Here is a 19316-nt window from a genome sequence, read left to right on the forward strand (position 1 = left end):
TCGAGTCCATGTAATTAAGGAACAGCGTTGCGCGCCCCGCCGGTTGATTAATCGCCGAGCGGATGGATTTCTCGAATGAGATCTATCAGCAACCGCAGCCCCGTGGGAACCTGCCGGTGACTGGAAAAATACATATGGTAGCCAGGCGCGACGCTAGCCCAGTCATCCAAGACAGTGACGATCTCACCACAATCGATCAAAGGTTGCATGGCGGGCTCAGGGGCATACATCAGCCCGGCACCATTGCGCACCAAGGACAGGCCTACACGAGTTTCATCAATCGTGATCATTCCGGGCACTGTAATCGTGAGCTTCTGCTTACCTTTCTCAAACTCCCAGTCGTACATCGCCCCGTTGCCGAGGCGGATGCGCAAGCAGCGATGGTTGTGCAGATCGTCAGGGTGCTTAGGCACACCGAACCGTTCGAGATAGTCGGGTGTCCCGGCGACTACCCATCGGATGTCGGAGGATAGGCGCTGAGCAATCATGTCTTCAGGGACAGTTCCACCATAGCGGATACCGGCGTCATGACCTCCACCGATCACATCCACTAAAAGGTTCGTCACCGTCAGGTCTACCTGGATCTCCGGATACCGATCCATGAAGACTGGCAGCACAGGGCCGAGCAGGAGGTCAGCGGCATCGCTCAAAATGTTCAATCGAATGCGGCCTGTTGGTTCGTCCCGAAACTTGTTAAGGATTTCCATGGCATCGTCGATTTCTTTCATGGGCGTGCTGATCACCTGATGCAAACGCTCGCCCGCATCAGTCAACGTGACGCTTCTCGTCGTTCGATTAAGCAGGCGCACACCGATTCGCGTCTCCAGGCCTTTGATGGCATGACTCAGGGCAGATGCGCTGATTCCCACCTCTTGACCGGCCCGGCTGAAACTCTGGTGGCGGGCGATGGCAAGGAAATAAACAAAATCGGCGAGATTTGCGCGGCTGACACTCATGAGGGTTCCCGGGTTGGCCAGCGACCAATGATGGCGACTGCTTGGAATGATCTTACCTAACTCGAACAAGCTATTTGATGAGTATTTCTCAATGAACAATTCAACTCGGCTCATTAATCAGCGCATCTGAAGGGCGTGGGTCAGCTTAGCCGTTAGGCAGTCATCAACAGTTTCCGATGACAAGCACAAGCGCCCCAGGAACGGTTCGCAATATCGCAAAAAGCTGATGTGATGTGCTCTGCCCTACTGGAAAGATCCTCCAGTTCCAAAAATTCTCGTGCTGCTACGCTGATCTCTTCCACGAAGGAATCGCGATGTCAAATTCAGACCTACTCCCTTCCCTACTCGTCAAGATCAATCAAAACCAGCTAGCTCTTGAAGCCGCGACCTTGGAGCTGACTGGTCGATCTGCCCGGTTCGGAAGATGTTGGAGGCAAAGTACGCGGCGCACTACACATGAGCAAGAATGAAGAGTCCCAAGCTGGTTGCACTTCGCGCAACGCGCCATGCCTAGCGCACCAAAAATAAACGCCCCGAAAAAGTCGGGGCGTTTGTTGGGCTCGCCTTCAGTGCGTTTTCACACAGTTTGTTTCAGGGCCCTTTTGTACTCAAAGAAGAATCACTAGGTTCTCCCAAGACTCGGCGTTAGCCTGGCAAAATTTCAATGGCTACGGCACTTGATGAAGAAAGCGCTCTACATCGGATTTGAGCTTGCCGTTTAGTCATTTCATCGTCGGCATAGAGAACTCTACACCCTCGCGAATACCCGAAGATGGCCAGCGCTGAGTGACCGTTTTACGCTTGCTATAGAAACGAACCGCATCCGGGCCGTAGGCATGCAGGTCGCCAAACAGTGAGCGTTTCCAGCCACCAAAGCTGTGATACGCGACAGGTACTGGGAGCGGTACGTTGATGCCGACCATGCCGACCTTGATGTTGTCCGAAAAGTAGCGGGCGGCTTCACCATCCCGCGTGAAGATACATGTGCCGTTACCGTACTCATGGGCATCGATCAACTGCATTGCCTCTTTCATGCTTTGTGCGCGCACGACCAGCAGCACGGGCCCGAAGATCTCCTCCTCGTAGCAGCGCATGCCAGGTTTTACCTGATCGATCAATGTCCCCCCTACAAAAAAACCATTCTCACAAGCTGGTACTTGAATCGACCGGCCATCGACTACGACTTCAGCCCCCTCCTCTTCTGCACTATTAATGTAGCCGATGACTTTTTGCTGGTGCTCATGGGTGATCAACGGGCCAAAATCATTACTCTTTTCTTGATAGGCACCGACCTTGAGGCTGGCCATCGCTTCGCGCATTTTGCTGATCAAGGCATCGGCTGTCGCGTCACCTACGGTAACCGCGACAGACAACGCCATGCACCGCTCTCCTGACGAACCAAACGCAGCGCCAACCAGTTGATTGACTGCATTATCTATATCCGCATCGGGCATGACGATGGCGTGGTTCTTTGCTCCGCCCAAGGCCTGGCAACGTTTGCCGTTTGCCGCCGCTGTCCGGTAGATGTACTCCGCGATTGGTGTCGAGCCGACGAAACTTATTGCCTGCACACGGTGGTCGTGGAGCAAGGTATCGACAGCCTCTTTGTCACCATTGACTACGCTCATGACACCGTTTGGCAATCCAGCTTCCTGCAGCAGTTGCGCGATAAACAGGGTCGAACTCGGGTCGCGCTCGGAAGGTTTCAAGATGAAGCAGTTGCCGCAGGCAATCGCCATGGGGAACATCCACAACGGCACCATCGCTGGGAAGTTGAACGGCGTGATGCCAGCGACCACACCCAGGGGCTGGAACTCGCTCCAAGAGTCAATGTTGGGGCCAACGTTCTTGCTGTGCTCGCCCTTGAGCAACTCGGGAACACCACAAGCATACTCAACGTTTTCGATGCCCCGCTGAAGCTCACCCATGGCGTCATGGACAATCTTTCCGTGCTCTTCACCGATCATCTGGCAGATGCGTTCTGCGTTCTGCTCAAGCAATTCCTTGAAGCGAAACATCACTCGGGCGCGTTTGATCGGTGGAGTGTTGCGCCACTCAGGAAAAGCCGCCTCAGCGGTAGCAATGGCTTTCTCAACCGTTTGTTTCGAAGCCAGGGCAACCTGCTTCGTGACTTCCCCCGTTGCCGGGTTGAACACGTCCTGGGCGCGTTCAGTATCGGTGACGATTTGGCCGTTAATCAGATGACCTACAGTATTCATGCGGGTGTTCCTTATTGTTGAGTGCGCGGCAGTTACCGCTGACGTGATTAGGGTGGCGTTGTGGCTACCAGAGGTTGCGATAGAGTTCGATCATTTCGTCGACCGAAGGCACGCGGGGATTGTTGCCTGGAGAGCCGGAAGCCAAGGCTTGCTCCGCCATGGTCGGCATAAGTTCGAAGAAGCGTGAACGAGTGATGCCGAAGCCTTCAGGCGTGGGCACCTGCAGCTCATCGTTAAGGGCCTGCAGTTCGATGAGCAGCTTGGCGTTAGCGCTTTCGTCGCTGTCCTGTGCGGTCGCTACACCTATTGCCCGTGCACAATCGGCGTAGCGCTTCGGGGCGCCGGGAATGGAAAAGGCTGTCACACCCGGTAGCAGCATGGCGTTAGAAAGACCGTGTGGAACATGGAAAAACGCCCCAATCGGCCGGCTCATGCCGTGCACCAGTGCGACCGAGGCGGCCGAGAACGCGACGCCCGCCAGGGTCGACCCCAACATCAGCGCCTCGCGTGCAGCAACGTCCTGGCCTGAGTAATAGGCCCGTCGCAGATTCGGGCCTATCAGGCGCATAGCGGCCAGCGCTTGGCTGTCGCTGTAGAGGTTGGCCTTAAGGCTGACGTAAGCCTCGATGGCGTGGGTCAACGCATCGATCCCGGTATCGGCCGTGACACGGGCCGGCAGGCTGAGCGTCAGGTTGTAGTCGACCAACGCCGCTACTGGCATGAAGCCTATGCCAACACAGAGCATTTTTTCGTCGCTCTGCTCATCAGTGATGATGGTAAAACGGGTCACTTCCGAGCCAGTGCCGGCCGTGGTCGGCACGGCGATGATCGGCAGGCCTTGCTCACTCACCTGGCGTGGAAATTTGTAGTCGCGCATCTCGCCTCCGAACTTGGCGAGAATGCCGATAGCCTTCGCACTGTCGATGGGGCTGCCACCGCCCAACGCGATGATGCTGTCATAGTCACCCGAACGCGCATGCTCTACGCCGGCACGAATCGAATCGACCGTAGGCTCTGGCACCGTGTCGGCGAATACATCAGCGCTCAAGCCCTTATTAGCGAGCACATCCTGAATGCGACTGGCATATCCAAGCTGCACCATCATTTTGTCGGTGATGATCAGCGGCCGGGAACAGCCGAGACTGCTGAGCACATCGGGAATCGCTTCACTCGCCTTCGCACCTACCTGCAGGATGCGCGGCAGGACTATTTGACTGGACATGTGGCCTCCGGGTTTTCCATGCGGGTGCGGCCCTCCCTGGAGAGTCCGCCCCCAACTGCTATGTGTGATGAAATTGATCCAAGTACAGAGCCTTTGATCGGCACCAATCCCTGGGGTCAGACGGATGCGTCAGCTGGGCAAATATTCCTGACTCCAGCTCTCACTGACGACGTGGCACGCCATCAGCGCGTCGATGCGACTCTCGCTGTAACCGAGCGCAGCCAAGACCGTTCGCGTGGACGCACCGAACTTTTCAGCCGGCGCCAATGTGCGGATGGCGGCATGGCGCGGGCGAATGGCAAAGGGATCGAGCTGAGTCACACAGCGTCCACTTGGGTGATCGGCGTAGACACTGAACGAGTAGCTGCCGTTATCCGTGCCCGGATAGTGGTCGGCAGGACGGCTATAACGCTGGCGTAGCGTGTCGATGTTGTCCGGCACAGCCGCAGCAATACCGGCCGCCTGTAAGCGGGTTTGCCAGGTTTCGCCCGCAGCTTTGAGCAGCGCAGCACCGAGGAACCGAGCATGGTTGTCGGTGGCCGACAGTCCTTGCAGTCCTTTTACTGCCTCCAGTTTGTCTAGCTCGGCAACGCTGGCATCGAGGTAAAGCCAGCCATCCGCAGTGCGATAGAAGCGCGACAGATCGTTGTAGCCCAAAGTGTCGCGTCCGGCCGGTTCATCAAAGGGTGCACGGCCCGCGTAGTCGTAGCAAAATGGAATCTGTACCAGGTTACCCAGCGCCGCGAGCGAGGTTCGGGCACGACTGACTTTCCCGGTTCGTGCTTTTTGATACAACGCAGTGGCCACCCCCAGTGCTGCGGCGAAGCCACACATCACGTCGATGGTGCCAACATGGGCGTGCTCTTCCGGCGTCTGCATACCGCCACCGAATCGCAACATGATGCCGGTCGTTGCCTGGATTAGATCGTCGTAACCCAGATAGTCAGTGCGAGGGCCACGGCGTGGGCCACCGAAGCAATCCAGTTGGCAGAAAATCACCTGTGGGTTCACTGCCTTCAGACTGGCTTCATCCAGCCCCAGAGGTGCCAGTTGGCGATCCGGCGCGTTCATCACAATGACATCCACCGACTGCACCAGCTTGTTGAATACCGCCCGCCCCTCTTCCTGATTGAGGTCGACCAAAATGCTCTGTTTGCCACGCGCCGACGACATGCCAAACACGACGGTGTTCCAGGGATCGTAGTTGGGTGTGGTGGGATCAAGCTTGATGACATCCGCGCCAAATCGACCAAGGAATGATGTCGAATGTGGGCCGGCGATGACGTTGGTCAGATCGAGAATCTTTACCCCATCCAGCCATCCTTTTGAACTCTGCTGCGTTGCGACCGGTAATACCTCACGAGTGCCTTCACACAGGGTGGCGAGCGCCTCTTCAACACTAACTTCTCGACGGGAGAGCGGCGACAACATCAACTCTGAACTGTCTTCAAGCCAAGCGATGGCGCCGGGCTGCTTCATACGGCCATATTGGTGATCCACGACATCGACTACCAAACCGGCTGTGTTGGCATGTACGTCATGCAACCACTCTTGCGTGGAACGATGAGGTGCTCCGGGGAACTGCCCTTCGCCGAAAATTTTTTCCCATTGCGCAGCAGTCTTGGTCAGGAATACTTCCTTCATGCGCGCAGAGATCCGCTTTGCCCAGTTTTCCGGCAACGGATAAACGCCGAGGGACGCATCCCCCTCCCATTGATCGAAAGGCAGGTAGGGGTCATCGACTTTAGGCAGGCCGACGGTGAGCATTTCCTCGTATAGGCCCATTGCCTGAAGGCAACGCTTGGCGTGGGAGCGATGAGACGGACACACCGCGTAGAACTTGCGTCCATCGGCACATTCATAGGTGCGGTAGAAGGGGTCGAGATACTCCTGCAGATCCTCATAACTGAGGTTCATCGGCAGATTCTCGGCCCGGCGCCGCTCGATCTCTTTTTCCCGTAGGGTTTTGTAGCGCGCGGGGTACCCGTCAATCTTGATCGAGTTATAGGACAGCCCTTCCATGACTGCTGCTGCCAATGGCACTTCAATCTCGTCGCCCAACCCCGTGCGCTGCCGCGCCTGCAACGCTAGCACAACGGCCGAAACGGCGAGCATGGTGCCGTAGGCAGATGCCAGCGGTAGAGGCGAGAAACTCGGGTTGATGCCCATCAACACCCGGTTCTGCCCCATGTCGGTGAAAACCCCGGAGGCCGACGCGATGATGGCCTCGGTGGCACGCCATTGGTTGCGCAGCTCATCATTGGTGGCAAAACCGGGAATGGACAATGTGATCAACGACGGATGCTCACGACGCAACTCGGAAAAATCCAGCCCCAGTTTTTTCATCACACCTGGCCGGAAGTTTTCGATCACGATGTCAGCCTTGGCGATCATCTGCCGCGCCTGTTGCAGGCCATCAGTGGACTTCAAGTCCAGTCGCAGGCATTGCTTGTTGCGGTTGAGGACAGCGTTTGCCGGGCTGTCCCAGAGTGGGCCGGCGGGCGGATCGATATGAATGACCGTGGCACCGAGATCGCCGAGTATCATCGCGACCGCAGGGCCGGCAACGTATTGACCAAAATCGATGACGTTCACGCCGCTGAGGGGTAGCTGACTGAGCTTTGCCATGTTTCACCCATTATTTTTATTGTCCTGCCGTTTCCAGCTTTGAGCAGGGTTTCGGTTTTCAAAAAGCCGTTTGCAAAGGCACTTAGCGTTTCAGCCTTGACCATTGAATGGCGATCTGGAATCTACTTTCGAGAAAAGCTGAGGGCTGCGAAAGCAATAAAAAAAAGCCCTATGGGTTCATTTTTTTTATGGGATAGGAGTAGGATTTATGGATAAGTGCTGTAAGACGCCCCCTGATGCGCCCAAGAGTCAGTTCAATTTCCCTTGAGAACTCAATGCCATGAAGAAGCGATTGCCCCCGCTCAACTGGTTGCGTGCTTTTGAGTCCGCCGCCCGCCACCTTAGCTTTACCGACGCGGCTTTAGAGCTGAGCCTGACTCAGGCCGCCGTCAGCCAGCAAATCAAAGCCCTGGAGTCCCAGCTAGGAGCCGCGCTGTTCAAGCGGCTACCCAGGGGCCTTGAACTGACAGAACCAGGGCTGGCCTTTCTGCCCGTAGTCCATGAATCGGTGGAGCGCCTAGCAGCCGCGACCGACGAAATTTTTGGGCAAGGACATCGTAAGGTTCTAACTGTGCGCAGCAGCCTGGTGTTCTTTACCCATTGGCTGGCGAATCGGCTGCCACACTTCCGTGAGCAGCATCCGGTCATCAACCTGCGTATCACCAGCAACATCTGGATGGGCGATACCGACCTCGAAGCCGATCTGGAAATTCGTTACGGTAGTGGCAAATGGAGCGGCCTGAAAAGTGAACGGCTGACTTGGGATCTGCTTTTCCCCGTATGCTCCCCGACCTTGTCGACAATCGAAAAACCCTTGAAAACTCCCAAAGACCTTCGTCACCACGAACTGCTGCATGTCCTGGGGTACGAGGAGGGTTGGGGGTACTGGCTGAAGAAAGCCAAAGCCGATGACATCGATTCATCCCAAGGTTTGCAGTTCGATACGCTGATCTCCGCGCTAAAAATGGCAGAACTGGGGCAAGGCGTTGCCCTAGCGCGCTCTTCGCTGGTTGAGCAATACCTTCAGTCCGGACAACTCATTTCCCCATTGACCGCCAAATTCAAAACCTCAGAAGCGTTTTACCTGGTGTATTCCCCGCACAAGATTGTCAATCCACAGGCCGCCGCGTTTGCCAATTGGTTGATGGAAGAAGCGTTGGCCGCACGTGGCGAGGATTGAGAAAAGCCGTTTGAATCTTGGCATTTGACAGAGCGAGACCACCGCCCTGTTCTGCCCCCACAGATAATTTTTGTGTTGCACCCATAAAAAAAAACGCCCCATTGGGCTTTTTTTTATTGCTTTTACCTTCACCAATTTTTGTCGAGAGTAAGTCCCTGATCGTCTCCACGGCCGCTCACGCACCCGGTGCGCAACGACCTTGCGACGGTTACCCACAAAAATAAAAAATGAGGGGTATCCCGCATGAAAGGCGCCACATTGCTGTTGCTCTCAAGCATCGTTTCCTGCAGCGCATTCGCAGAAAACTCCCTGACCGTCGTGTCCTATGGCGGCAACCTGACCAACGCGCAGATTCAGTCCGCACACAAGCCCTTCTCCGCAGCCACTGGGACTCGGGTGGTCTCCGAGGATTACTCCGGCGGTATCGCCCAAATCAAAACCCAAGTTGACAGCAAGAAAGTCACCTGGGATGTGGTCGATGCCGAAATCCCCAACGTCATTCGCGCCTGCAACAACGGTTTGCTAGAGCGCATCGACCCGGCCACCCTGGCTCCAGCCCCGGATGGCACACCGGCCGTAAAAGACTTTCTGCCGGGGGCCCTGACCGAATGTGGTGTAGCCAGTTATATCTGGTCGACGGTGGTGGCCTACAACACCCAGGCCTTCAAGGGCGAGCAACCCCAAACCTTGAAGGACTTTTTCGATACCAAGCGTTTCCCCGGCAAGCGCGCGCTACGCAAGGCGCCACAGGTGAACCTTGAATGGGCGTTAATGGCTGACGGCGTACCTCGCGAGCAGGTCTACGACCTGCTGAGCACCGACGAAGGCCTGGAACGCGCATTTGCCAAACTCGACACCATCAAGAAAGACACCATCTGGTGGGAGGCAGGGGCGCAGGCCCCGCAGTTGTTGGCCGACGGTGAAGTCAGCATGATCTCGGCATACAGCGGACGCATCGTGATTGCCCGGCAAAAGGAGCAACAGCCCTTCAAGATCCTCTGGGATGGCCAGATGTACGACATGGAGGCTTGGGTGGTTCCAGCCGGCAATCCAAAGAAAGACCAAGCGTTGGCCTTCCTGAGGTTTGCAACCCAAAGCCCGGTTCTGGCCGACCAAAGTAACTACATTGCCTATGGGCCGACCCGCCGCTCGGCACAAGCGTTGGTCGACCCCAAAGTCAGGCCCGACCTGCCCACCAGCCCGGAAAACTTCGCCAGTGCCTTGCAGGTGGACTCACAGTGGTGGGGTGATCATTCCGATGAGTTGAATGAGCGCTTCAACGCCTGGCTCTCCAAGTAAGCGCCAACGCGATCCTGACATTGCCACCCGCACACCTGACATAACCCTTGATGGGCCCCGGCGACTTTTCGTGTCCGGCTCCGCTACGCCCCATAACAAGAGAAATCCCCATGCGTACTGAATCTTTCGTCAGCTTTCGAAATGTGCAGAAGAGTTATGACGGCGAACATCTCGTCGTCAAGAACTTCAACCTCGAAATCGAACAGGGAGAGTTCGTCACCATGCTTGGCCCTTCGGGCTCCGGCAAAACCACCTGCCTGATGATGTTGGCAGGGTTCGAAACTGTGACCCATGGGCAAATCAGCATTGATGGCCAGCCAGTCAACGACATCGCCCCACAAAAGCGGGGTATCGGCATGGTGTTCCAAAACTACGCCCTGTTCCCCCACATGACCATCGAAGAGAACCTGGCCTTCCCGCTCAAGGTGCGCAAGCTGTCTCGACAAGACATCGAAGACCGCGTGCGCAAGTCTCTGGAGCTGGTGGCCTTGGGGCCGTTTGCCAAGCGCATGCCAGCGCAGTTGTCCGGCGGTCAAAAACAACGTGTTGCGCTGGCCCGGGCGTTGATTTTCGAACCGCGCCTGGTGCTGATGGATGAACCGCTGGGAGCCCTGGACAAACAGCTGCGCGAGCAGATGCAGTACGAGATCAAGCGCCTGTCGAAACAGCTCGGAATCACCGTGGTGTACGTTACCCACGATCAAACTGAAGCCCTGACGATGTCTGATCGCATCGCCGTGTTCAATGACGGGATTGTCCAGCAACTGGCCAATCCATCCGACCTCTACGAGAAACCACAAACCGCTTTTGTCGCAAGCTTCATTGGCGAGAACAATCGACTGTCGGGGCAAATTATCGAGCGCCAGCATGGCTACTGCCAGGTGCGCGTCGGCAATCATCTAGTCAAGGCGCTGTCCGTCAACATCGCCACTGCCAGCGCGAACACCACCTTGTCGATTCGTCCAGAGCGCGTGCAGATCGGCGCTCGCGCAGGCGAGTACGACAACCATATGCCCGCCCGTATCGAAGAGATCATCTATCACGGTGATCATTTGCGTGCACGCCTGAAGCTGGCGGGCAACGACGAGTTCATCGTCAAGATGGTCAATACCGCAGGACACCCGACGCCAAGGGCCGGTACGTGCATTGATGTCGGTTGGTCGGCCGACGACTGTCGAGCACTGGACGCCTGAAGCCTTTCAACGACTTTACCGTTTTTGCCGGAGTCCCCAAGATGAACAGCTCATATAGCGTCAGCCCCGCGCTCGACAATGTCGACGAGGCACAACCGCAAAACAACCTGAAGGACAAACTTGACCGGGCTGAACGCCTCAACAAGACAAAGTCATTGCTGTTGGTCGTACCATTGCTGGCGTTCATCACGGTATTTTTCCTATTGCCGATTGGCACCATGTTGCTGCGCAGCGTGCAAACCCCGTCCCTTTCCGTAGCAATGCCACAGACTGCAGCCGCGCTGTTGGACTGGGAGGGCACGGTGCTTCCGGACGAGCAACTGTTCGCCGTCGTCGGGCATGAAATTCTCAGCCTGCAACAGGCACGGCAACTCGACAGTGTCGGCTCCGATCTCAACCGAGTCATGAGCGATGCCAAGACCCTGCTGGCCCGCACCGCGCGCGGTCTGGCCGCCGAGGCCGTCGAACCAGGCTCGTTCAACAGCCGAATGACCGCTGCCGACAAACGCTGGGGGCAGATCGGTACCTGGATGCAACTGAAGAAAATGGCGCCGGCCTATTCCGCCTCCAACTACCTGGCCGCACTGGACTTACGCTATGACGACCAGGGCAAGGTCGTGCAGCAACCTGAAAGCCGGCGCATCTACGTCAGCATCCTGATCAAGACGTTGATGGTCGCGTTGGGTATCACGGCACTGTGCATGTTCCTCGGTTACCCGCTGGCGTACATGCTGGCGACCCTTCCCGCAAAAACCAGCAATCTGTTAATGGTCATGGTGCTGCTGCCCTTCTGGACATCACTGCTGGTTCGCACCAGTGCCTGGATGGTGATCCTGCAGAACAATGGCGTACTGAACAGTACATTGAGCAGCTTGGGCGTGATCAGCCAGCCACTGGAGCTGATGTACAACCTGTTCGGAACAGTGATTGCCATGACGCACATCCTGTTGCCGTTCATGGTTTTGCCGATGTACAGCGTCATGAAAAGTATCGACTCCACCTATACCCGAGCGGCGCACTCAATGGGGGCCAGTTCGTTCCGCACCTTTGTTCAAATCTACTTTCCCCTGTCGTTGCCCGGGTTGAGTGCCGGCGGCATTCTGGTGTTCATCCTGGCCACCGGTTACTACATCACCCCCGCATTGGTAGGTGGCCGCACGGGCCAGGTCATTAGCAATTTTATTGCCTACCACATGCAGACCTCCCTGAACTGGGGACTGGCCGCTGCCATCGCCTCCATTCTGCTGCTGATTGTCCTGGTGCTGTATTGGATATATGACCGGGTCGTAGGCATCAACAACATGAAACTGGGGTAATCGAAATGAGTCTTCCAAGTTATACCAGCCCGATGGGCAGAGTCTGGTTCTTCAGTGTTCGTGGTTTTGGTGTATTGGTACTGCTGTTTTTGATCCTGCCAATACTGGTCGTAGTGCCTTTGTCGTTCAATGTAGAGCCCTACTTCAGCTTCACCAGCGGGATGCTCAGCCTCGATCCGGCGGCCTTTTCCATGCGTTGGTACCGCATGCTTCTTGAAGACCCACTGTGGGTGTTGTCGTTCAAGAACAGCCTGATAATTGCGTCCTGCGCCACGGTCATCGCAACGGCATTGGGAACGCTGGCAGCGCTCGGGCTATGCCGCGCTAATTTGCCGTGCAAAGGACTGCTGATGGGCACCTTGATTTCACCGATGATCGTCCCGGTGATCATCTCATCCGCTGGCATGTACTTTTTCTACAGCTCGCTAGGAATTGGACAGAACCACCTCGGTATCATCCTGGGCCATGCAGTACTCGGTACCCCTTTCGTCATCATCACAGTGACGGCAACATTGGTCGGTTTCGACCATTCATTGACCAGAGCAGCGGCAAGCCTCGGAGCGTCTTCGACCTATACATTTTTCCGTGTGACCTTCCCCATTATTCGTCCAGGGATCATGTCCGGTGCGCTCTTTGCGATGGTGACCTCATTCGATGAAGCTGTGCTGGTTCAATTTCTTGGCGGGGTTGAGCAACGCACCATACCACGACAGATGTGGTCAGGCATGCGCGAGCAGATCAGCCCAACTATCCTCGCTGCGGCCACACTATTAATTCTCGGTTCGGTAGCATTGCTGGTTGCCGTTGAACTCATGCGTCGACGTTCATTGCGCCTACGGGGTATTAAGGAATGATTGCCTGTAAGTGTTGAGGCATGTAAACGCAAACCCTGGAAAAGTAACTAGGGCAGAGGCTGCATAAACTCTGCCCCGATGTTAAAGAAGTCCTTCAGAGCTGACGGGGGTGGAAAAAACACCGGGCTCCGCCCCCTGAGATTCGGTAGGCAACCTAATCGTCAGCACAATCAGTATCCCACCGACCAAGCCGATTGCACCGTATACACCAGAGAATGTTCCACTGTGGCTCGCCAAGAGCCCAGCACCATAGTTTCCAAGCACTCCCTCCGTGCCCTGCATGACGTTAGCGATGCCAAATATGGCGACGGCCATCGAGGCAGAAGACGCCAGCTTGGAAACATACGCAAGAATTAGCCCGAAGATGGGATAAAAGGCCGTAGAGAACAGAACCCCGGCAACCAAAAGCCAGTATCCCGATGGATAAAACACAAAAATCAGTGCCGCAATCACCACGCATGCGTACACCAACAGCATCTCTGCTCGAAGCCCAGTCCTGTCAGAGAGCCCCCATTGTATAACGCCTCACTAAGACTCCTTTAACAAACGCTATGCCTAGTGGACTGTTAATTAATTCATTTATCTATTTAAATTGTTTCGTCACCTGTTTCTGGGTGATTTAGATAAACGAACTACCCGTACATGAGACTAGCTAGATACGTAGATCCAAACATGATGACAATGAGCAAATAAAAAAGGGCCCTCGCGGCGAGCCGTTTTCTTAATCGGTTGATGAATCAGGCCAAAGCCGCGTCCCGTAAGGCCCACAAAGCAAAAAGCCTCTGGAAGATATTTTCTCAGGGGCTTTTCGTTTCTAAGACAAGAGATAGAGCGGTTCGATAAGCAGGCTTCAACAGATTAAGCGAACAGCTCGCCCTCTCGGGCCCTTCCTTGTACTCAAACCAAAATCACTTGGTCAGCCAGGACTCAACTGTCGCAGAGCCGTAGACGGTTATAGCTGCAGTGAGATTGGTGAACGTGTACGTCACGGCTCAGTACCTACACGTACAGCTCTTGCAGGCAGCGCAACAAGAATTGCCAACCCGCCAGCAAGCATCAGCAATGCGATAGTGAAAATACCGTTATCGAGACTGCCTGTTAGATCCTTGATGAGACCAAGCAATGCCGGGCTGACGAATCCACCGACTACACCAATCGAGCTGACCAAGCCTATGCCTACTGCTGCCGTAGCTTTATTCAAGTAAGTCGAGGGAATGGCCCAGTAGGCGATACCTGCACCGAACTGGAAGAAGCCCACGAAACTGAGCACAAGCAACGTTGCCATCAACGAGTTGTTCAGGAATGGAGTGGTGGCCAGACCGATTGCTCCGAGAATGAGAGAGCCCCCTACGTGCCAGCGACGCTCTTTGCGCTTGTCAGAACTCGCCGACACAAAGAGCACTCCGAGTGCGGCAAACACATAGGGGATTGCGGAATATATCCCGATATGTGAGATGTCCGTCACGCCCAACCCTTTGATGATCGTGGGCAACCAAAAGGTGAAGGTGTAGTTTGCACAGGCTGTGGTGAAGTAAATGAAAGCGAGCAACCAAACCCGAGAGTCGCTCAGGGCCAGACGCATCTTGGATAGCATCCCGACATGCCCGTTACTCACGCTGGAATCCGCATCCCTTTCCATTGCGGTGATTACGACTTGCTTTTCGCTAGCCGAAAGCCACTTCGCTTCAGAGGGTCGGTTTGCGAGAAGGACGTAACAGAGGCACCCAAGCAAGACAGTCGGCATCCCCTCGATCAAGAACATCCACTGCCAGCCCTGCAGACCGCTGACGCCATCCATCGAAGACATGATCCAACCCGATAACGGCCCACCGATAATGCCAGCAACAGGGATGGCAAACATGAACTGGCCTGTAACCTTTCCACGCCGTGAACTCGGAAACCAGTAGGTGAGGTAGAGGATGATGCCAGGGAAGAAACCGGCTTCGCAGATGCCTAGAAGCAATCGCACGAAATAGAACTGCTCAGGGGTTTGCACCAGCATGGTCGAGGCAGATACAAGCCCCCAGAGAACCATAATGCGCAGCAGTGTTATCCGTACACCGATGCGCTCAAGCCAGAGATTACTAGGCACCTCAAACAGCAGATAGCTGATGAAAAAAATGCCTGCGCCCAAGCCATATACGGCTTCTGAAAAGCCCAAATCGGCACTCATCTGTAGCTTTGCGTAGCCGACGTTAATGCGATCCAAAAAAGCGAGCAGGTAGGCTAAGAACAGCAACGGAACCAACCGCAAGGTGATCTTTCGATAGACAGCATTTTCCGCTATTGAGCCGCTGGCGGTGCTACTCGCATCAGCATCGTTTCCGCTGACCGTCTGGATGTTGGTCATAGTGAACCCTCGCACTGGTATTATTATTGTTTTTTCCACGAAGCGATAAGCAACGACCACTCGATAAGTGGTCATCGACCTGCATACATGGATGTTAGGGGTGGCTTTCGCCAGATTGGATTTCAGAAACCCACGTTATGCGCGCCTTTCAATCCCAAGATCTGTCGGGCTTCGTCAGGCGTGGCAATTTCATAAGAAAGCTCTTCGAGAATTCGACGAATCTTTCGGACTTGGTCGGCGTTGCTCTTTGCTATTACGCCTTTCTCTAGGTAGATGCTGTCTTCCAGGCCCACACGTACATGGCCTCCCATAATCGCGCCGACAGTGAGCAAAGGCATCTGGTGGCGACCAGCACCCAAAATGGAAAATTCATAGCTACTGCGCCCGAACAGTCGGTCAGCCACGCCACGCATCATCGCGAGATTTTCTGGATCTGGCCCGAGGCCTCCCAGCACCCCATATATCGACTGGATGAAAAATGGAGGCTTGATCAGCCCTTCATCCACGAAATATGCAAGGTTGTATAGGTGCCCCACGTCATAGCACTCAAGCTCGAACCGAGTGCCTGACTCCCCCAGTTCTTGCATGATATTTTTGATGTCTTTGAAGGTGTTCCGAAAGATAAGATCTTCCATTCCTTCCACGTATGGTTTTTCCCATTCGTGTTTCCAGTTCTGCATTTTCTTAGCGATTGGATGAATCGAAAAGTTCATCGAGCCCATGTTCAGCGAGCACATCTCAGGCTTTGCCCGCAGTGGATATGCGAGTCGCTCTGCAAGAGTCATACGCGTACTGCCACCGGTAGTGATATTAATCACCGCGCCAGTCTGACGAGCGATTTCTGGGACGAACTGATCGAAAAGAGCTGGATCTGGTGAGGGGCGCCCATCAATGGGGTCGCGCGCATGCAAGTGCACGATGGAGGCACCGGCTTCGACAGCCTCAATCGACTGCTGCGCAATCTGCTCGGGTGTAATCGGCAGATACTCAGACATTGTTGGGGTATGCATCGCCCCGGTGACGGCGCAGGTGATGATTACTTTCCGATTTTTATTGTTCATGTTTTTTGCTCAGCAGGGGCTATCAACTAGCCGGGTGTTTAACGGAGTCGATCAGGCGAAGCGCGAGTTGTTTGCGTACTTCATCAGCCTGTTCTTGTGTCCAGGCCCGGAGTCCCTGCCCGGAGCGCATACCCTCGTGACCATGCTCAAGCAGTTGGTCTAAGAGATGGTTTGGCTGGGTGTCGTTGCAAAGGTCAGGGAAGATGACCTGGTGCACTTGCTTGGCGAGTGTCAGCCCCACAAGATCTGCGTTCTCCATGGGCCCGAGGAACGGCAGTCGCATGCCAAAGCTCTGCTTGACGACCGTATCAACTGTTTCCGCATCGCATACGCCTTGGGCAACTAAGGAAATAGCTTCTCGCCACATCGCATGCTGGAGACGGTTACCAATGAAACCAGGAACGTCTCGATAAACCTTCACAGGAGATTTGCCGAGACTCAGAAGCAGTTGGAATGTCGACTCGAACACGGCCTCGCTGGTGTATTCGGTACGTACAACCTCAACCAGCGGAACCAGATGCGGGGGGTTCCACCAGTGCGTGCCAACAAGGCGAGCGCGAGCATCATCGCTCAGAAGTTCGCCAATCGAGGTGATGGGGATCACCGAGGTATTGCTCGCCAAAATTGCATGTTCAGGAGCGTATTCAACTATCTCGGCAAACAGCTTCTGCTTCAACTCCAAACGCTCAGGAATCGCCTCAATGACGATGTCCGCATCCGCAGCAGCGCTTTTTAGATCCTGCGTCAGTAATATGTTAGCGAGTACAGCGCCAGGGGAAATCCCCATCTGCTCAAGGTTGTGAGCGACACGTTGGGGAGCAACCTCAAGGATGGCAGCGTCTGGGTCGCAAATGGTGACTTGGTGCCCGGCTTGAGCAAAAACCTGTGCGATGCCATGACCCATGAGGCCCGCGCCGATGACGCAAGCATGGAGTTTTTCTTTCATGGTGACTCCGTTTTTTATATTGCCCAAGGGCTTTTTGTTGGAGTCATACTACGAGCGTGCCGATAGTCTGATAAGGTTTCTAAGGGACATCTTCCAGTCCTATTCGGACAATAGTCATAGGCCTAACCATGCCGGCACCCGGTCAAATATTGCTGAACCAAAAGATCTTCGCCCCCTACAAGATAGCCACGCTTGTGGAGACGGTTGCCGAGCAAGGAATTACTGCTGAAGTGGTTCTTCGCAACACGCATCTAGATACCAGCAAAGTCCACGATCCAAATGCGCTGACCTCCGTACATCAGTACATAGAGGCCTGCGAAAACGTCATCAAAGCGGCAGCAGACGCATCTACAGCCTTCCAGGTCGGTGCTCGCATGCATTTGTCGGCATATGGCATGTATGGGTATGCGCTGATGTGCAGCCTCACACTTCGAGACTTCTTTGATTTCGGCGTGAAGTACCACCCGCTTGCGACACCCACCCTACATATCAGTTGGCGAGAAGAAGCTGGGGCTGCGATTTGGGAGTTCTCTGACATCTACCTCAACCTGATGACTGAAGAGACCCATGAGTTTTTGATTCAGCAACAGATGGCTCAGCACGTCACCCACCTGCATGACGCGGCAGGCCCGGACTGCCAGCCCATAAAAGCTCTCTTTTCATACCCGGCCCCACGAAACAGAGCCTTGTATGAACGCTGGTTGGCGTGCGAATGCCTATTCGACCAGCCGGCCAATGAACTGCATTACCCTAGCGCCATCCTGGATCAGGCACCTCAATTGGCTAACCGCTTAACTCGCAGCTTGCTTCAGGAAACCTGTGACCGACTGATAGGCAAAGCCAAGACATCCTCCGGCGTTTCGGGTGAGGTGTACCAGTTGATGATGCTTACTCCGAACAAATTCCCATCCATGGAACAAGTGGCTGAACAGATGAGGTTTACCACCCGAACTCTGCGTCGCAAGCTGGAGGCCGAGGGAACAGACTACGGGGCGATCTTGGATGACGTTCGATGCAGCCTTGCAATTGAGTACCTGCAGACAACGAAGATGAGCACCGAGGACATCGCTGCCAGGCTAGGCTTCAGCGACGGTACAAATTTCAGACGCGCCTTTAAGCGGTGGACAGGCAAGACCCCTCGCCAAATCCGGGAGGAAGCGTAAATAACTACCCGGCGAAAAGGAGATTATCTTGTCCGAAAATGACCCTTTTACATCCGCTTATGACCTCGCGCTGGCACCGGGTGATTCGTACCATGAGGAAAGGCAGCTCACCTATTGTTAGCGCGCCTCGCATACGGCTCAACCAATAATAAGAGTGCCAGTCAATGCTCATTCCTGTTCGCCGGATAATCACCTGCACCAATCACGACGGTCGCTCGTCGGTACTCTCGGACGGCCCAGCCACCAACATAATTGGTGGCTTGACCGAGCTGTGGACAACCGCTGAAGCCCCTCACGACCACGCTTCCAACACAGACCTCGGAGCGAGGTCGAACTCCTTAGAGCCCTCTACATCTGGAACCGTATTTCGCTTCTTCCAGATTTCGCCAGAAGCCAGTAGCGCTCACCTTTCTCCTGAAGAGAAGTCGAAAGCCTGGAGCGACTTATTCGCCAGCATGAACGCCGCGCATGTGCAGCCGGATACACGACGGGATCCCGGCATGCATAAGAGCGCCACGACGGATTACATAATCCTCCTGCAAGGTGCCATCACCCTCGTACTGGATGAGGAGGAAGTGGACATGAAACCATTCGACGTTGTCATCCAACGAGGGACAAATCACTCGTGGGTGAATCGTGGTGAGGTTGATGCCTTGCTGATGGCTGTGCTGGTTGACGCCAAGGGCACCTAGCGAATGCAAAGAACCTAGTAGTGCCGCCTTTATGACTGCACTGCTCACCCGTTCAAAGCGCTAATTAGATAGCGCCCCCCCCCCCTGCATTCTCAATCATTCGACGCAGCATTTCCGTTGTGAGGATAGCTGCGCGCAGAAAAAAGGAATAACAACAATGAATATCCTTATCCGCTCTGCACGACCCAAACTTTCTGCTGTAGCTGTACCAGGTGCTATCGGGTTGTTGTTTTCCAC

The 19316-nt window shown here is 55.0% G+C and carries 15 protein-coding genes and 1 pseudogene; 8 read left to right on the forward strand and 8 right to left on the reverse strand.

The genetic code is table 11. From position 1 onward, the window contains the following. Positions 1-47 precede the first annotated feature (47 nt). On the reverse strand, positions 48-956 hold the full coding sequence (locus tag ACNYC6_RS00350; RefSeq protein ID WP_419713045.1) for a LysR family transcriptional regulator: 909 nt from the start codon (positions 954-956) through the stop codon (positions 48-50). A 314-nt stretch (positions 957-1270) separates the two neighbouring features. Between ACNYC6_RS00350 and ACNYC6_RS00355 the strand changes: the two are divergent. Beyond that, positions 1271-1484: pseudogene (locus ACNYC6_RS00355) on the forward strand (hypothetical protein). A gap of 194 nt (positions 1485-1678) precedes the next feature. Here ACNYC6_RS00355 and ACNYC6_RS00360 read toward each other — a convergent pair. The 3 genes from ACNYC6_RS00360 to ACNYC6_RS00370 form a co-directional block, all read right to left on the reverse strand. Beyond that, positions 1679-3175, reverse strand: coding sequence for a CoA-acylating methylmalonate-semialdehyde dehydrogenase (locus ACNYC6_RS00360; RefSeq protein ID WP_419710562.1), 1497 nt, complete (start codon positions 3173-3175; stop codon positions 1679-1681). 64 nt (positions 3176-3239) lie between these two features. After that, on the reverse strand, positions 3240-4397 hold the full coding sequence (locus ACNYC6_RS00365; protein WP_419710563.1) for an iron-containing alcohol dehydrogenase: 1158 nt from the start codon (positions 4395-4397) through the stop codon (positions 3240-3242). A 129-nt stretch (positions 4398-4526) separates the two neighbouring features. Next, positions 4527-7025 (reverse strand): CoA transferase, encoded by a 2499-nt coding sequence (locus tag ACNYC6_RS00370; protein WP_419710564.1) that lies wholly within the window; start codon positions 7023-7025, stop codon positions 4527-4529. 280 nt (positions 7026-7305) lie between these two features. On the opposite strand from ACNYC6_RS00370, the gene gcvA reads away from it, so the two are divergent. The 5 genes from gcvA (at position 7306) to ACNYC6_RS00395 (ending at position 12867) form a co-directional block, all read left to right on the forward strand. Next, the gene (gene gcvA / locus ACNYC6_RS00375) at positions 7306-8205 is read left to right on the forward strand and encodes a transcriptional regulator GcvA (protein ID WP_419710565.1); all 900 of its coding nucleotides are present in this window, start codon (positions 7306-7308) and stop codon (positions 8203-8205) included. A gap of 243 nt (positions 8206-8448) precedes the next feature. Further along, positions 8449-9504 (forward strand): ABC transporter substrate-binding protein, encoded by a 1056-nt coding sequence (locus ACNYC6_RS00380; RefSeq protein WP_419710566.1) that lies wholly within the window; start codon positions 8449-8451, stop codon positions 9502-9504. 110 nt (positions 9505-9614) lie between these two features. Next, on the forward strand, positions 9615-10697 hold the full coding sequence (locus tag ACNYC6_RS00385; RefSeq protein ID WP_419710567.1) for an ABC transporter ATP-binding protein: 1083 nt from the start codon (positions 9615-9617) through the stop codon (positions 10695-10697). Between the two features lie 41 nt (positions 10698-10738). Beyond that, complete coding sequence (locus ACNYC6_RS00390) at positions 10739-12013, forward strand: ABC transporter permease subunit (RefSeq protein ID WP_419710568.1); 1275 nt, start codon at positions 10739-10741, stop codon at positions 12011-12013. Between the two features lie 5 nt (positions 12014-12018). Further along, the gene (locus ACNYC6_RS00395) at positions 12019-12867 is read left to right on the forward strand and encodes an ABC transporter permease (RefSeq protein ID WP_419710569.1); all 849 of its coding nucleotides are present in this window, start codon (positions 12019-12021) and stop codon (positions 12865-12867) included. A gap of 81 nt (positions 12868-12948) precedes the next feature. Here the strand turns inward: ACNYC6_RS00395 and ACNYC6_RS00400 are convergent, their stop codons facing one another. From ACNYC6_RS00400 to ACNYC6_RS00415, 4 genes are all read right to left on the reverse strand, one after another. Further along, positions 12949-13344: a hypothetical protein gene (locus tag ACNYC6_RS00400; RefSeq protein WP_419710570.1), complete on the reverse strand. Its 396-nt coding sequence runs from the start codon at positions 13342-13344 to the stop codon at positions 12949-12951. 508 nt (positions 13345-13852) lie between these two features. Continuing rightward, positions 13853-15217 (reverse strand): MFS transporter, encoded by a 1365-nt coding sequence (locus tag ACNYC6_RS00405; RefSeq protein WP_419710571.1) that lies wholly within the window; start codon positions 15215-15217, stop codon positions 13853-13855. Between the two features lie 122 nt (positions 15218-15339). After that, positions 15340-16278 carry a 3-keto-5-aminohexanoate cleavage protein gene (locus tag ACNYC6_RS00410; RefSeq protein WP_128870490.1) on the reverse strand — a complete coding sequence of 313 codons (939 nt, stop codon included), beginning with the start codon at positions 16276-16278 and terminating at the stop codon, positions 15340-15342. A 22-nt stretch (positions 16279-16300) separates the two neighbouring features. Continuing rightward, positions 16301-17224 carry a 3-hydroxyacyl-CoA dehydrogenase family protein gene (locus ACNYC6_RS00415; RefSeq protein WP_419710572.1) on the reverse strand — a complete coding sequence of 308 codons (924 nt, stop codon included), beginning with the start codon at positions 17222-17224 and terminating at the stop codon, positions 16301-16303. A 128-nt stretch (positions 17225-17352) separates the two neighbouring features. On the opposite strand from ACNYC6_RS00415, the gene ACNYC6_RS00420 reads away from it, so the two are divergent. Next, the gene (locus tag ACNYC6_RS00420) at positions 17353-18387 is read left to right on the forward strand and encodes an AraC family transcriptional regulator (RefSeq protein WP_419710573.1); all 1035 of its coding nucleotides are present in this window, start codon (positions 17353-17355) and stop codon (positions 18385-18387) included. A gap of 164 nt (positions 18388-18551) precedes the next feature. Further along, a complete protein-coding gene (locus tag ACNYC6_RS00425; RefSeq protein WP_419710574.1) occupies positions 18552-19079 on the forward strand; it encodes a cupin domain-containing protein in 528 nt (175 codons plus the stop codon). Positions 19080-19316: the final 237 nt, after the last annotated feature.

The organism is Pseudomonas sp. NFX224 (genome assembly GCF_048565165.1).
Classification (GTDB): Bacteria; Pseudomonadota; Gammaproteobacteria; order Pseudomonadales; family Pseudomonadaceae; genus Aquipseudomonas.